The sequence below is a fragment of the Candidatus Zixiibacteriota bacterium genome, assembly GCA_035574315.1.
GTDB lineage: Bacteria > Desulfobacterota > Binatia > UBA9968 > UBA9968 > DATLYW01.
In genome coordinates this window covers 16,991-32,452 of record DATLYW010000014.1, presented here as the reverse complement: position 1 = coordinate 32,452, position 15,462 = coordinate 16,991, and the positions used below count along the sequence as shown (strand labels likewise).

Annotated in this window: 12 protein-coding genes; 7 read left to right on the top strand and 5 right to left on the bottom strand. The window is 65.2% G+C overall.

Annotated features, from left to right (window positions below):
* Positions 1–33 precede the first annotated feature (33 nt).
* Complete coding sequence (gene mfd, locus VNN77_04015; protein HXG50558.1) at positions 34–3,591, bottom strand: transcription-repair coupling factor; 3,558 nt, start codon at positions 3,589–3,591, stop codon at positions 34–36.
* Complete coding sequence (locus VNN77_04010; protein ID HXG50557.1) at positions 3,592–3,957, bottom strand: DUF309 domain-containing protein; 366 nt, start codon at positions 3,955–3,957, stop codon at positions 3,592–3,594. It lies immediately after the preceding gene.
* 253 nt (positions 3,958–4,210) lie between these two features.
* On the opposite strand from VNN77_04010, the gene VNN77_04005 reads away from it, so the two are divergent.
* Together VNN77_04005 and VNN77_04000 are read left to right on the top strand one after the other, a co-directional pair.
* A complete protein-coding gene (locus VNN77_04005; GenBank protein ID HXG50556.1) occupies positions 4,211–5,686 on the top strand; it encodes an FAD-dependent oxidoreductase in 1,476 nt (491 codons plus the stop codon).
* A gap of 14 nt (positions 5,687–5,700) precedes the next feature.
* Entirely contained in the window at positions 5,701–8,103 is a 2,403-nt protein-coding gene (locus tag VNN77_04000) for a molybdopterin-dependent oxidoreductase (protein HXG50555.1), read from the top strand.
* Here the strand turns inward: VNN77_04000 and VNN77_03995 are convergent.
* The 3 genes from VNN77_03995 to VNN77_03985 all read right to left on the bottom strand — a co-directional run bounded on the left by VNN77_03995 (position 8,100) and on the right by VNN77_03985 (position 11,223).
* Complete coding sequence (locus VNN77_03995; protein HXG50554.1) at positions 8,100–9,410, bottom strand: MFS transporter; 1,311 nt, start codon at positions 9,408–9,410, stop codon at positions 8,100–8,102. The two genes, VNN77_04000 and VNN77_03995, sit on opposite strands and share 4 nt — an antisense overlap.
* A 366-nt stretch (positions 9,411–9,776) precedes the next feature.
* The gene (locus tag VNN77_03990; protein ID HXG50553.1) at positions 9,777–10,844 is read right to left on the bottom strand and encodes a PA0069 family radical SAM protein; all 1,068 of its coding nucleotides are present in this window, start codon (positions 10,842–10,844) and stop codon (positions 9,777–9,779) included.
* Between the two features lie 10 nt (positions 10,845–10,854).
* Positions 10,855–11,223: a Rho termination factor N-terminal domain-containing protein gene (locus VNN77_03985; protein HXG50552.1), complete on the bottom strand. Its 369-nt coding sequence runs from the start codon at positions 11,221–11,223 to the stop codon at positions 10,855–10,857.
* Between the two features lie 59 nt (positions 11,224–11,282).
* Between VNN77_03985 and nth the strand changes: the two genes are divergently transcribed.
* Genes nth through VNN77_03960 form a run of 5 tightly spaced genes read left to right on the top strand, consistent with a single transcriptional unit; the run spans position 11,283 to position 15,455 of the window.
* Complete coding sequence (nth, locus tag VNN77_03980) at positions 11,283–11,954, top strand: endonuclease III (protein HXG50551.1); 672 nt, start codon at positions 11,283–11,285, stop codon at positions 11,952–11,954.
* A gap of 4 nt (positions 11,955–11,958) precedes the next feature.
* Complete coding sequence (locus tag VNN77_03975) at positions 11,959–13,461, top strand: tripartite tricarboxylate transporter permease (protein ID HXG50550.1); 1,503 nt, start codon at positions 11,959–11,961, stop codon at positions 13,459–13,461.
* The gene (locus VNN77_03970) at positions 13,448–13,909 is read left to right on the top strand and encodes a tripartite tricarboxylate transporter TctB family protein (protein ID HXG50549.1); all 462 of its coding nucleotides are present in this window, start codon (positions 13,448–13,450) and stop codon (positions 13,907–13,909) included. Before VNN77_03975 ends, VNN77_03970 begins: the two co-directional genes overlap by 14 nt.
* 14 nt (positions 13,910–13,923) lie before the next feature.
* Positions 13,924–14,919, top strand: a complete 996-nt coding sequence (locus tag VNN77_03965) for a tripartite tricarboxylate transporter substrate binding protein (protein HXG50548.1) — start codon at positions 13,924–13,926, stop codon at positions 14,917–14,919.
* A 53-nt stretch (positions 14,920–14,972) separates the two neighbouring features.
* Positions 14,973–15,455 carry a DUF456 domain-containing protein gene (locus tag VNN77_03960; GenBank protein HXG50547.1) on the top strand — a complete coding sequence of 161 codons (483 nt, stop codon included), beginning with the start codon at positions 14,973–14,975 and terminating at the stop codon, positions 15,453–15,455.
* Positions 15,456–15,462: the final 7 nt, after the last annotated feature.

Here is a 15,462-nt window from a genome sequence, read left to right as displayed (position 1 = left end):
TCGGCCCCAAAAGCCAACCTCGCCGATTCGATTTCATGGTCCGCCGCCCCCGACGCCCCGCCCTGTTTCCAGGGCCTTCGGTTCCTCCCCGGGCGTCGGCTGCAACGAAGCGAGCAGCTCGGCTACCTCGGCGACGAGCCGCTTACCGTCCCGGTGGAGTGGAGTGAACGAGAGCCGGCCGTTGGGCGTCAGGCGGTAACCGCCGCGGGGGGCCCGGATGAGCTCCAGGAGCTTCTCGACCCTCACGGGCGACTGCGGGTGGAAGAGGAGAAAAACCTTCCCGTCCGAGACGCTGATCTGCTGTACCAGGTGCTGCCTGAGAAGCCGCCGCAGCTCCATGATCAGAAAAAGATTCTCCACCGGCTCGCCGTAGGGCCCGTAGCGGTCGCGGATTTCCTCCTTCAGCTCTTCCAGCTCTTCCGAGCTGCGCAGGCTCGCCAGCCGCTTGTAGAAATAGAGCCGTTGACTGACGTCCGGAATATAGTCGTCCGGAAAATAGGCCGGGATCCCCAGCCGAATCTCGGGCTCCACCTCGGGGACGACTGCCTCCCCTTTGAGCTCGCGAACCGCGTCGCGCATCATCTCCGTGTAGAGTTCGAAACCGACGGCGGCGATCTGCCCCGACTGCTCGGCGCCGAGGAGGTTGCCGGCCCCGCGGATTTCGAGATCGTGGAGCGCGAGCTTGAAGCCACCGCCGAGACCGTCGAGCTCCTGCAGCGCCCGGAGCCTCTTTTCGGCCTCCGGAGTGATCGCTTTCTCCCCCGGGATCAAGAGGTAAGCGTAAGCGTGGCGGTGCGAGCGGCCGACCCGGCCCCGCAGCTGATAGAGTTGCGCCAGTCCGAACTTGTCCGCGCGGTTGACGATGATCGTGTTGGCGTTGGGGAAGTCGAGTCCGGACTCGATGATCGCCGAGCAAACCAGCACCTGGGTCCGGTTTTCCAAAAAGTCGAGCATCACCCGTTCGAGATCCCGGGGGCGCATCTGGCCGTGAGCCACGGCGAGCTTGGCTTCAGGTACGATCTCCTGGAGCTTGAGGGCGACGCGGTCGATGGTTTCGACCCGGTTGTGCAGGAAAAAAACCTGGCCGCCGCGCTCGAGCTCGCGGAGAATCGCATCGCGGATCAGAGCCTCGTCGTAGCGCGTCACGTAGGTCTGGATCGCGAGCCGATCCGCCGGTGGCGTCTCGATGATGCTCAGATCACGGATGCCGACCAGCGACATGTGGAGCGTACGGGGAATCGGGGTCGCCGTCAGGCTCACCACGTCCACCAGCTGGCGCAGCTTTTTCAACCGCTCCTTGTGCGCGACCCCGAACCGGTGCTCCTCATCGATGATCACCAGCCCGAGATCCTTGAATTCCACGTCTTTTTGCAGCAGCCGATGGGTTCCGATCAGAATGTCGACCTTTCCCCGGGCGGTGTCCTGGAGAATCGCTGCGATTTCCTTCGTCCGGAGGAAGCGGCTGATCATCTCGATGCGGACCGCATGGGTGCGGAAACGATGGCGGAAGGTCTGCAGGTGCTGCTGCGCGAGAATCGTGGTCGGCACCAGCACCGCAACCTGCTTGCCGGCCTCGACCGCGAGAAAGGCCGCGCGCATCGCCACTTCGGTCTTGCCGTAGCCGACGTCGCCGCAGATCAAGCGATCCATCGGCTTGGGCCTTTGCATGCCGGCCAGGGTCTCGTCGATCGCCCGCTGCTGGTCCGGCGTTTCCTCGTACTCGAATCCGGCCTCGAACTCGCGGTAGAGCGAATCGGGCGGGGGGAAGGCGGTCCCGGACCGGGCTTCCCGGATCGCGTAAAGCTTCACCAGCTCTTCGGCCATCGCGAGAACTGATTTGCGGGTCCGGGCCTTGACCTTTTCCCAGCTCGTCCCGCCCAGCCGGTCGAGCGACGGTTTGGCGCCCTCGGTGCCGATGTATTTTTGCACCACGTTGATGCGATCCACAGGCACGTAGAGCCGGTCGCCGCCTTCGTACTCGAGATGCAAGAACTCGCCTTCCACCCCGGCGACCTGGAGGAACTTGAGCCCGCGGTAGATCCCGATGCCGTGGTCGAGGTGAACCACGTAGTCGTCCTGCTTCAACTCGCTGAGGCTGGTGAGAAAATGACTCGGGTGGGCCTTTTTCGGCGGCGCGGCGCGGCGCTTCTGCGTCCCGAAGATTTCGTCGAAGGTGAGAAACGCCAGCCCCGAGCTCGGCAGGCGAAATCCCTGGTTCAGGCGGCCGAGCGTCGCCGTCGGGCCGCGTCGCCCGCCCTCCAGCAAGAGCGGCACCGGATCGGAGCTCAACGTGACGTGGAAGTCGTAATGACCGAACAGCTCGATCAGCCGGCGGGCGTCGGCTTCCGTGGGCGCGACAAAGAAAATTCGCTCCTCGGGCTGCTCCCTGAGCCGCTCCACCAGCGGCGCCAGCGAAGGATCCCTGCCGTGGCGCGCCGCGGACTCGCGTTGAAGCGTACCGGTCAGAAACGAGTCTACGGTCAGCGTCGGCTCGGGCCCGCCGAGCACCGCCAGCGACTCGCAGTGCAGCCGGGAAAACGCGGCCAGCTCTTCACGCCACTGGCGCTCGTCGAGGTAAAGGGCGTCCGCCGCCGGCACCAACCGCCCTTCTTCCCGCGCTCGTGCGTTCCGCTCGCGCGCCAGCTCGGCGAATCGCTCGGCCTCCGCCTCGACCCGGTCGAAGCCGAGCGCAACCACCAGGCTGTCGGCGGGCAGGTAGGAAAACAGCGCCACCAGCTCGGGGTAGAAATACGGCAGCAAGAACTCGATGCCGGGAAAGGCGATCCCCTGCTTCAGGGATTCCAGCAACCGCCCCTGCTCAAGGCGGTCGAGATCCAGCTCCATCGCGCGTTGCCCGAGCTTGCGCGCCACCTCGTCCAGACCGGCCCGCTTGAGCGAGAACTCCTTCATCGGCAGGATCAGAGCCTCCTCGTGCGGCCGCTCCGAGCGCTGGTTGGCGGGATTGAATTCCCGGATCGACTCGAGTCGGTCGCCTTCGAACTCGAGCCGCAGGGGGCGCCCGTACCCGGGAGCAAACAGGTCGACGATGCCGCCCCGGACGCTGAAGTCGCCGCGTTCCTCGACTAGCGGAACGTTTTGGAAACCCCAGTGGGCCAGGTGCTCGATCAGCGCTTCCCGCGGCAGCTCATCTCCCGGAACGAGATACCGGTAAGAGGTCTTAAAGGCATCCCTCGGCAGCATCTTCTGCATGAGCGCCGACGGGGTGGACACCAGAATCGACGCCGGTTCCTCCACGAGCCTGTAGAGCGCTTCGAGCCGTCCCGCCACGCTTTCCGGGTGCGGCGAGAGCTTCTCGAAAGGCAGGACCTCCCAGGGCGGCAGTAGGTGCAGTCGCTTGCGCAGCGGGTTGAGCGACGGCTCCTCGCCGAGGAAAAAGGCGAGGTCGTGGTACAGGTTTTCGGCCGAGCTCGGCGTCGGCGCCACCACCAGCATCGTCCGGCGCTGCACCGCCGCGATCAGCGCGAGGACGTACGCGGATGCGCCTCCCTGCAACCCCTGGATACGCCTGACGCCGCGCCAGCTTCCCTGAAGAAACTCTTCCAGCGTTCGCTTGAGAGAGGAGCTATCCATTCATCGAAACGGCGGGAAACGGCGCAGCTTGATCCGGGGGATGGGCCCGGCACCGCCGGAGCCGGCAGATTCGACGTCATGCGCCCAGCGCTCGAGCGAAACGCTCAGGTCCTTCACTTTGATCGCCAGATAGGAGGGTTGATAATTTTCCAGACGGATGAGGGCCTGGCGGATCATCCGCACCGTTCCGGGAACTTCGCCAAAGTCCACGAAAAGTCGCAAGGCCGCCGCCAGCTGAACGAGCGCTTCGAGAAACGGCTTGTGACGCTCCTCCGTCTCCCGATACAGCTCTTCCCATATCTCGTGCGACTCGAAGTACCGCTGCTCGTTGAACAGACGAACGCCTTCTCGCAGCCGAGCATCCATGAATCTCCCGAAGTTTCAAGGTACCAATTTCGCCCCGGGGCCTCAACCCGGATTCCGGAGCTGGCCCATAAATAACGTTTCCGGCTTTCACATTGAACCTTGCTTACGAACTCGCGAGCCGCTGCGCAATCCGGGCTTGAGGAGAGATACCCCGCGAGGTGGCGGCTTTGCCCGCCGACGCCTTTCCGGTTTGACCCCGGCGGGACAGCGGTGATAAACGAGTTTCATGTCGATCGCGAAGGAGAAACCGGCCATGTCCAATGAGGTCCGCCTGGAAACCGACGTCGTCATCGTTGGCGGGGGAGGCGCCGGGATTCCGGCGGCAATCGAGGCCGCGCGCGCGGGAGCCGGCGTGATCCTTCTGGAGAAAGCGGAGTCGGCGGGGGGTACGGCCGCGATCTCCGGCGGCGGCTGTATGCTGGTCGGCACGCCGCTGCAGCGGTCGCAAGGAATCTCCGACACGCCGGATCTGGCGTTCGAGGACTGGGTGCGCTGGGGTCAGGGCGCGGCGGACGAGACCTGGGCTCGCTTCTATATCGAGCACACGCTGCACGATCTGTATCACTGGGCGGAAAGCTGCGGTGTTCGCTGGGTTGACATGAAGTTCCAGGAGGGCAATCGCGTCCTGCGCTGGCACCGGCCGCAGAACAACGGGCTCGGGCTGATGGCGGCGCTGATCGGAGTCGCCCAATCCCTGCCGAACGTCCGCTTGATGACTTCGGTGGCCGCGGGCAAGCTGCTCCGGCGCGACGGCGCGGTCCGCGGCGTCGCCGCGACGCATCGGAGCGGGCAGAGTTTCGAGGTCTGGGGCAAGGCCGTCGTCGTCGCGACCGGCGGCTTCAACTCCAATCTCGACATGGTTCTGGAGCACCGCCCCGACCTCCGGCCCTTTAAGGTCCTCGAGGGCTCGGGCCTCGAGGCGACCGGCTCCGGCCACAGAATGATCGGCGAGGTCGGCGGCTACTTCACGCACATGGATTGCATCTGGTTCTACGTCTACGCCACGCCCGACTACCGCGATCCCAGGGGCCGCCGGGGACTGGTCTTCCGCCTGACCCCAGGGTACATCTGGGTCAATCAGCAGGGGCGGCGCTTTCACAACGAGTCGCTCACAGGCGGCGCTTCCGCCACACCGGCCCTCCTGCGCCAGAATCCGCCGCACGCCTGGGCGATTCTCGACACTCCGATGACGGCCAAGATGGAAGTCGCGGATCCCTACTACCGGACCGGCGACGAGGTCGACCGCGCGAAGATTCAGGAGCTGCTCGACAACTCCCCCTATATCCGCAAGGCGGACACCCTCGCCGAGCTGGCGCGGAAGATCGAGGTCGACCTGCCGACTTTTCTGGGTGAGATCGAACGCTACAACCGCGCGTTCGACGAGGGACTGGAGCGAGAGCCGGCCTTCGGGAAATCGCTCAAGCTTTCGAAGAAGTTCGACACGCCCCCCTACTACGCCGTGCAGCTCTTTCCGCTGGCGCGCAAGAACTTCGGCGGCGTCAAGACCGATCTTCGATGCCGCGTGCTGGACAAGCATTTCGAGCCGATCCCGGGCCTGTACGCCGCCGGCGAGGTGGCCGGGATGGCGGGCGGTCACATCAACGGCAAGGCGGGGCTGGAAGGAACCATGCTCGGCCCCTCCATTTTCAGCGGCCGCGTGGCCGGCGCATGGGCGGCTCACGAGGCGGGCTTCGGCCCCGGATTCATCGGCAAGCCAAACCGCGGGTAGACGGCGCGACGTTCATGACGGGCGAACTTCGCCAAACCGCCGGAGAAAGTCGCCGGGTGCGGGGTTATTGCGCGCTTTGCACGGCTCACTGCGCCACGATTGCGACCGTGGAAGCCGGGCGCGTGGTGCGTCTCGACCCCGATCCCGATCACCCGAACGGCGGCGTGATGTGCCTCAAGGGAAAAGCCGCTCCTGAGCTCGTCTACAGCCCGCAGCGACTCAACCATCCGCTCAAGCGGAGCCGCCCCAAGAGCGACGCCGATCCCGGTTGGCGACGCGTGAGCTGGGACGAAGCCCTGGACGACATCGCGGCCCGTCTGGCGGCCGTCCGCGAGCGCCACGGAGCCAGGGCGGTTGCGCTTGCAAAGGGAACCCGCAGCGGCACTTCGGTTGACGATGCCGAGCGCTGGCTCGGCCGCTTTCTCTACCTCTTCGGGAGCCCCAACTGGGTGTCGACCACGCACGTCTGCAACTGGCACAAGGACACCGGCTTCGCCTACACCTTTGGAACCAACCTGCCCACGCCCGACCTGGAGCACAGCAAGAGCTTTCTCCTCTGGGGTCACAACCCGAGCTCGACTTCCCTCATCCTTGCGCGTGACATCGTCGCCGCGCGCAAGCGCGGAATGAAGACCGTCGTGATCGACCCGAGACGGATCGGCATCGGCGCCAACGCCGATCTCCTGCTCCAGGTCCGGCCGGGGGCGGACGGAGCGCTCGCGCTGGCGCTCATCCATTGCTTCATGGAGGAAAGCTGGTACGACGCCGAGTTTGCGCGGCGCTGGACCAACGGCCCGTTCTTGATGAAAAAGGACGGGGCGCTCGTTACGGAAGCCGATCTCGTCCCGGACGGGTCGCCCGCCCGCTTCGTGGTATGGGACGAAACCAGGGACGCGCCCGGGGTTTACGACCCCGCTTGCGGGGGCTTCGACCGCGACGGCATCCGGCCGGCCCTCTTCGGCGTTCGCGACCTGCGCCTGAACGGACGGACCGTGCCGTGTACTCCGGTCTTTGCCGCCCTCGCGGGGATGGCGGCGCGGTACTCGCCCGAACGCTCGGAGGCGATCACCTGGGTCCCGGCGGCGCAGGTCTGGCAGGCGGCGCTGCTGCTCGCGCACAATCGGCCCGTGAGCCTCTATATGTGGAACGGGCTCGGACAGCACACCAACGCCACGCAAACGAGCCGCGCCGTCGCGTGCCTCTACGCCCTCATGGGCGACTACGACCGCGTCGGCGGCAACGTCGTCTTCCCGCGAACGCCCGTCAACGACGTCGGCGGCAAGGAATTCTTGCCGAAAGCCGCCGCCGAGGCGCGCATCGGACGGGAGCGAAAACCGCTCGGCCCGCCCGCCAGACCGGGCAACTGCACCGCCTACGATCTTTTCACGGCGATTCTCGAGGAACGCCCCTACCCCGTCAAAGCGCTGCTTAACTTTGGCTCCAACTCGATTCTCTCCAACGCCGATCCGCACCGCGGCCGGGAGGCGTTGCGCGCGCTGGAGTTTGCGGCGGCCGTCGATCTTTTCATGACCCCTACGGCGGAGCTTTGCGACTATGTGCTGCCGGCGACGAGCTTCCTGGAGATGTCGAACCTTGCGACCGGCTTCGAGCACCGGCGGGCGGGTAAGACCCATCTGCAGTATCGACCGGCCGTCGTCGAACCGCTCTTCGAGCGCCGCTCGGATACCTGGATCGTTTTCGAGCTCGCCAGGAGGCTCGGCCTCGGCGAGCAATTCTGGGATGGAGATATCGAAGCGGGCTACCAGCACGAGCTCGAACCCTCCGGCATCACGCTCGAACAGCTGAAGCGCCATCCGGGGGGAATCTCTCTTCGGCTCGAGCCCGGCTACGAAAAGCACGCGCGGAAAGACGCAAGCGGAAGGCCGCGGGGATTTTCCACGCCGTCGAGAAGAGTGGAGCTGTATTGCCATACTTTCGCTGCGCACGGTTTTCCGCCCCTGCCGCAATACGTCGAGCCGGCTCTGAGTCCCTTGAGCCGCCCGGATATCGCGGCGGAGTATCCCCTGGTGCTCACCAACGCCAAGGTAACGACCTACGTCCACAGCCAGCTCCGGGCGCTCCCCGGGCTGCGCAAGGCGTCACCCGAGCCCGCGGCGGAAATCCATCCCGAGACCGCCGAGCGTTACGGTGTTGCGCCGGGCGGCTGGATGATGGTGGAGACTCCCCGGGGAGCGATCACGGTGCGAGCCCGCGTCACCGAGAACATCGTTCCTGGAGTCGTCTGCTGCCAGCACGGCTGGTGGCAGGAGTGCAGGGTCCTGGAGCTGCCCGGCTACGATCCCTACGAGCGCTGCGGCGCCAACCCCGCAACCCTCGTCGGGTCCGACCTCACCGACCCCATCAGCGGCTCCCTGCCGCATCGCTCCTATCTCTGTCGGATCAGACCGGTACCCTAGGCGTGCGCCGCCGCCTTTCCCGTTCCCGGCGGCGGGATGACAAGCGCGAGTAGCGCGGAGCCCACGAGCGCAACGGCAAAGAGAACGAACGAGAGCATGTAGCTTCCGGAAACGTCGAACAGGAAGCCGAAAAAAGGCGCGCCGGCGGCGCCGAAGCCGTTGGTGACCGACATTCCCAGCCCGCGCACAAGCCCCAGCGACCGGCGGCCGTAGTAGGCCGCCCAGATCAGCTCCTGCAGCACCCAGCTTCCGCCCAACCCGATCCCGTAGAAAAAAAAGCCGGCGTAGATGGCCTCGACACGCGCCGTCGCGATCGCGCCCCCCAGCCCGGCCGCCTGGACGAAAAACATCACCATGATGCAGCGGCGGATTTCCATCCGCTCGCTCAGAAAACCCCATGCCAGGGTCGAGGCGAGCTGGGTCGAAGCTATGAGGCTCAACGCCGTCGCCGCGGTGACGGCGGAGTGGCCGATGTCCAAGAGGTAGGCGAAGACGTGAAGGTTCAGGCCGGCAATCCCCACGTTGGCGATGCCGAACATGAAGCAAATCACCCAGAACGTGGCGCCGCGAAGCACCTGCGCTCGGCTCCAGACCGCCTCTTCTGCGGAAAGCGCATCCGCCCCGGAGGGCAAACGAGCGGCGCCTGCGGCGGCACCGGTCGAGGGCGGTTCGGGGGCGCCGTCGGGCCAGAGCCCCATCTCCTCGGGACTGCGGCGCATGAACAAGACGGCGGGGATCACCACGAGCGCCACCGTGACGACGCCGAATATGCCCCAGGTCTGCCGCCAACCGACCCAAGCGAACAGCGCCGCGGTAACGAACGGGATGCCGACCTTGGACAGCCCCTGGCCAAGGCTCGCCATCGCGATCGCGCGCCCCCGCATGCGCACGAACCAGCGCGAGATCGTCACGGTCACGACCATGTGGCACATGAAGACGCCGCCGACGGTCACGAACAGCCACCGCACGAGAAGGAACTGCCAGAAGGCCGTAACCTGACCGAGAAGAAGAAAGCCGCATCCGGCAAGCAGCGCGCCGCCGGCCATCAGCCACCGTCCGCCGTAACGGTCCACGAGCGGCCCCACGAAGGGGGCGACTGCGGCGCCGATGAGGATCTCCCCAGAACGGAGCAGGGAAAACACGCCGCGGGAGACGCCGAGATCCTCGGTCAGCGGGCGCAAAAAAACGCTGAGCGTGCTCGAGAGGTGGAACGCGCACACGAGGTGGGCGAGGAAACCCACCGCGACGATGACCCAGCCGTAGAAGAAAAACGGCCTGCTCGGAGGCGATCGTCGGCCCGGGCTCATCCCGAATTCCGCAGTTGCGATTGACGCGGGACGCCGGGAGCACCTTGCGGGCCACGAAGACGATGGATCGGCGCCCCGCAGCAGGTATCGATCGGGATAGCTCGATGAAAGCCGGTGCTCGACCGTCTCGAAGCGCAAGAACCGCCAAATCTCGCGTTCCTGCCTCTCGGCTGCTCCAGGGTCGCCTCTCGCCTTGTCGGCTCAGCCGCGAAATCGCGATTCATGCTCGAACGTCGGGGTTTCGGCGCGAATTTTTCAGGCCGGCAAGAAACGCTCCGCGCCGGCAGGGGAGCGGCCGTCGCGCCGCATCCGGCGCAGACGCGACCGCGGCCGCGAGCTCGTCCAGAGGGTCTCGGACAGCGGGCCTCACGCGCCGGAATCGCCGAAGAGGCTTAGTTGCGGAGAACTCGACGGTCGCCGGAAGTGTTTCACCGCCAGCTCCGGCCAGCGCTTTTCTATGCCCGCCTTCTTGCAGGCCAGCCGAAAGATACCGGCCATCTGCTCGGCGAAGATCCCTTCGCCGCGCATCCGGGTGCCGAAGTCCGGGTCGTTCAGCTTCCCTCCGCGGATCGCCCGGATACGGTTGAGAATCCTTTTCTTGCGTTCGGGAAAATGGATTTCCAGCCAGCGCTCGAACAGGGACTTGACCGAAAACGGCAGGCGCAACGCCACGTAGCCTGCGAACGTCGCTCCGGCTTCGGCCGCCGCCGACGCAATCGCCGGCGCCTCGCAATCGGTCAACCCGGGGATCATGGGCGCCTGCAGGTAACCGACGGGGATCCCCGCGTCGGCGAGCGCCCGGATCGCTGCCAGACGCCGGCCCGGAGCGGAGGCCCTGGGCTCCAGCGCGGCGGCCAGCCTGGGGTCCAGTGTCGTGAGCGAAACCGTGACGGCGGCGCAGTCGAACCGCGCCAGCGCGGATAAAACGTCGATGTCGCGGGTCACGAGGAAGTTCTTGGTGACAACCATCACCGGGTTGCGGAACTCCGCCAGAACCTCCAGACAGCGCCGCGTCAGCAGGAACTTCTTCTCGGCCGGCTGGTAACAGTCCGTGACGCCGCTCATCGCCAGCACCTGCGGCTGCCATTTCGGATCGGCCAGCTCCCGCCGCAGCAGTTCCGGGGCTTCGTGCTTTACCAGGATCCGCGTTTCGAAGTCGAGGCCGGAGGAAAAGCCGAGGTACTCGTGGGTGGGACGGGCGTAACAGTAGACGCAGCCGTGCTCGCAGCCGCGGTAAGGATTGATGCTGGCGGCGAAGCCGACGTCGGGACTGTCGTTGTAGGCGATGATCGTGCGGGAAGCGTCGGCGAGAAATTCCGTTTCCGGCGCCGGGCTTTGGTCCCCGTCGGCCGGCTCGGGAAGACGTTCCAGCGTCTCGAAGCGGTTCTTCGGGTTCCCCGCCGCTCCGCGACCGCGCACCGGAGGCGGCTTCATCCGCGCGGCGTCAAGCGCCCGCCTGCTGCGGCGCTCCCGTGCTCTTGCGGGCGGCCGCGGATTTGGCTTCCCGGGCGAGATTCCGAGTCAACCGCTTGAGGAGCTTGATCTTTCGACGGATCGCCCTGAGCTTTTCCCGATCCGGCGACGACGCCAGCATTTCCTCCTTGCGCTTTTTCAACGCCCGGATGTCCTGCTTGACGGCGTGAATCGCGCTGATGTCCTTGTGGGTCTCGCCCAGCGGGATGCCCTTGGCCTTGGCGATCGCCTCGATCAGCTCCTCCTTCTCCATCCCGCCGACGCCCTTGAGATCGGTCTCCTGTTTGGCGAGATCGCGCAGCTTCGGCAACGTCATCCGCTGCAGGTCCTTCAGCTCCATGCCGGAAAACCTCCCTTTGACAACCTAAGGTCTGCTAGCATATTTTGCCTTAAACCGAAATGGCCGCGCCGCGCAAGATCCGTCCGCCTTCGACCGCGCAAAAGGCCCGCGTCAAGCAAATCCTCGCACGCCTCGAGCGCACCCACCCGGACGCCAAGCTCGACCTCGAGTTCAAAAATCCGCTCGAGCTCCTTGTCGCGTTGATCCTGGCGGCGCAGGCGCGCGACGATCTGGTCAACCAGGTCACGGCCGACCTGTTCCGGCGTTATCGCACGGCCGACGACTACGCCCGCGCCCCCCTGGAGCAGCTGGAACGGGACCTGCAAAGGATCAATTTCTATCGCAACAAGGCGCGGTCGATTCAGAACTGCTGCAGGGAGCTGGTCGAACGCTTCAACGGAAAGGTCCCCGACCGCCTCGAAGACCTGCTGTCGCTGCCCGGCGTGGGAAGAAAGACCGCGAACATCCTCCTCGGGAACGCGTTTCACCGTCCCGCCATCGGCGTGGACACTCACGTGATGCGCCTGTCGCAGCGGCTCGGGCTGACGCGCCATACGGACCCCGACAAGATCGAGCTCGATCTCGTTTCGCTGGTTCCCGCGCCCCGGCGGGTCCGCTTCTGTCATCTGCTGCAGTACCACGGGCGGAGGGTATGCACCGCCCAAAAACCGCGCTGCCCGCAATGCTCCATCCGCGCGCTCTGCCCTTACCCGGGAAAGACGGTCGCCTGAGCCGATGCTCGAAAGCTTGGAAAGCCTGGCGAACGGCTTTGCAGTGGCGCTCCAGGCGAAAAATCTTCTCTACTGCTTTCTCGGCGTTACGATGGGCACGCTCGTTGGCGTCCTTCCGGGTATCGGGCCGACCGCGACCGTCGCTCTGCTGTTGCCAGCAACCTTCAAGCTCGACCCGGTCTCGGCCCTGATCATGCTGTCGGGCATCTGTTATGGAGCCATGTATGGAGGATCGACGACCTCGATCTTGCTCAACATTCCCGGAGAAGCCTCCTCGGTCGTGACCTGTCTCGACGGTTATCAGATGGCCCGCCGGGGCCGGGCGGGGCCGGCTCTCGGGATCTCGGCCTTCGGCTCTTTCATTGCAGGAACGGTCAGCATACTGGGCTTGATCGTTCTCGCCCCGACGCTCGCCGAGCTCGGACTGAAATTCGGCCCTCCGGAATATTTCGCCTTGATGGTGATGGGGCTCACCGTAGTCGCTTATCTCGCCAGAAAGTCGATGGTCAAGGCGCTCATGATGGCGGTCTTCGGGATCGTTCTGGGATGCATCGGTCTGGACCCGATCACGGGCACTGCCCGTTTCTCATTCGGTCTTCTGGAGCTCACCGACGGCATCGCTCTCGCCCCGATGGTCATGGGACTCTTCGGCATCGCCGAGGTCTTGGAGAATCTCGCCGCCCGGGAAAGACCGGCCGTTTTTCCCGGGCCGATCAAGGGATTGTTTCCCGACCGCGAAGACTGGCGGCGCTCTCTGGGGCCGATTGCCCGAGGATCGGTCCTGGGATTTTCTTTGGGTCTGTTGCCCGGCGTCGGGGCGATCGTTCCCCAGTTTCTGAGCTACGGTCTGGAAAAGAGGCTCTCGGCGCATCCCGAGCGCTTTGGCAGCGGCGAGATCGAGGGAGTCGCGGCCCCGGAGGCGTGCAACAACGCGGCAGTCGGCGGCACGTTCATTCCCCTCCTGAGCCTCGGTATTCCCTCCAACGCGATGACGGCGATCCTGCTCGGCGCCTTGATGATCTACGGCCTCACCCCCGGGCCGCTACTGATCAAGAATTCTCCGGATCTTTTCTGGGGCGTGGTCGCCAGCATGTACATCGGCAACTTCCTGCTCCTGATTCTCAACCTGCCGCTGATCCCGCTCTGGGTTAAGATCCTGCGCATTCCGTACCCCTACCTGTCGTCGTTCATCATCCTTTTCTGTCTGATCGGCGCCTACAGCCTCAACAACAGCCCCACGGATATCTACGTGGCGGTGCTCTTCAGCCTCGTGGGCTTGCTGATGAAAAGGTTCGAGTTCGAGTCGGCTCCTCTCGTGCTGGCCTTCGTTCTGGGCCCGCTGCTCGAGACCGCTCTCAGGCGGTCCTTGATCCTCTCGGACGGGAGCTTTGCGATTTTCGCCGATCGACCGATCGCTGCTGCCTTTCTTGTGTTCTCGGTTTTTGTCCTTGTCCTGCCGGTCTTCGGCAGAGTAGGATTGGGGCGCGGCCTGAGTGAAGAAGATTAGGATCGACACGGACGTCGCAAGCGGCCTGTTCTGGCTCGCCGTGGCGTGGTGGGTTTGCCGGGGCGGCCTGCAGCTCGGCTTGGGCACGCTTACCGAGCCGGGTTCCGGTTTCGTCTTCTTCTGGTCGGGAATCATTCTCGGGGGTCTGGCGATCGCGCTCGTTCTTGCAACCCTGGCGGGCAAAAATGCGCCGGCTCCCGTTGCTCCGGGGGTGCGCTGGCGGAAGATCTTCGGGATTCTCGCAGTGCTCGTGGCTTACGGCCTGGTTCTCGAGCGGGTCGGCTTCATCCCGGCGACGTTCGGGCTGTTTGTTTTCTTGCTGCGATTGAGCGATGAGACCCGTTGGGGGATGATCGTGGCGACGAGCGGCGCCACATCGCTCGGCACGTTCGCTTTGTTCGACCTCTGGCTGAAAATCAGGCTCCCCAGAGGATTTCTCGGTTTTTAGACCAAGGAGGAACCATGAATCCGTTCAGGACGGCGACCCTGTCTGCAATCGTTGCGATCACCACTGCGCTCGGACCGTTGTGCGGGGCGGGCCGGGCGCAGGAGAAATACCCGTCTCGGCCGGTCGAGATGATCGTCGCCTTTCCCGCCGGGGGTTTCGCCGACATCACCGGACGAATCTTCGCCGAAGAGCTGTCCAAGACCTTGAAGGCTTCTATCGTACCCGTCAACAAGGCCGGCGCTGCGGGAAGCGTCGCCGCGACGGGCATGCTCAACACGCCCAAGGACGGCCACACGCTTCTGGTCAACACACTGGGAGGAATGGTCCTGGCGCCGGTGGTGCTCGCCAACGTGACGTACGATGCCAGCCGGGACTTTTACCCGATCGCGCGGATCACCTCGGCGCCCGACGGGATCGCGGTCCGTGCCGAGTCGCCTTACAAGAGCCTTCAGGAACTGATGGAAGCCGCCAGGAAAAACCCCGGCAGGCTCGCCTATGCGACGGCGGGGACCGGCGTCGGCGGCCACTTCAACTCGGTGATCCTGTCGCAGCACACCGGCATCAGGATCAAGCACGTGCCGTATAAAGGAGGCGGCGAGTATATCCCGGCGCTTCTGGGAGGCCACATCGATTTCGTGGTCGGTACCGCGATCGCCACGCTGCCGCACGAGAAAGCGGGCAGAATCCGAACCCTGGCGTTGATGGGGCGAAGCAAGATGAAGGCCCTGCCCGAGGTGCCGACGACCGCCGAGCTCGGGATCCCCGGCGATTATCTCGACAGCTGGGCGGGCTGCTTCGTCGTTGCAGGAACGCCGAAGCCGATCATCGACACCCTGGTCGCCGCCGCGGAGAAGGTGGTCAAGTCGGCCGATTTCTCGTCGCGCATCGAAAAAACCGGCGGCGTGGTACAGCACGTCGGGCCCGGCGATTTTCGTACCGTCATCGAGCGGGAAAAGAAAACCGCCCTCGAGGTTGCCAAGAAGGAGGGATTGCTGAAGTCCGTCAAATAGCCGCGCCGGCCGGGCTCCGCTCCTCGCGTGTTGTCCTGCCGTAACGTTGTGCAATGGATCCCTCTGGACTCCTTTTGCTCGCGGCGATCCTCGTGCTCGCCGGTCTTGCAGGCCTGTTCCTGCCCGCGATTCCCGGCGCTCCTCTGATTTTTGTCGGCCTGCTGCTGGCCGCATGGGCCGAGGGGTTCGCCTACGTCGGCTGGTGGACGCTGGCGGCTGTGGGGCTGCTCGCGCTGCTCGCATCCGGCGTCGATTTCTGGGCGGCCATGTACGGCGCCAGGCGATTCGGCGCTTCGCGCGGCGCGATCGTCGGCGCGCTGCTTGGCGCCATCGCCGGGATCTTCGCCGGCTTTCCGGGGGTTTTCTTCGGGCCGTTCATCGGCGCCGTGGTCGGCGAGCTGCTCGCCCGCCGCAAGCTTTCCGACGCGGCCCGTGCGGGATTGGGCGCCACGGTCGGCCTCGTCATCGGCGCCGCCCTGAAAGTTGCGCTTGCCATCTCGATGATCGGAATTTTCCTGATCGCCCGCTTTTTTTAGGGGGCAC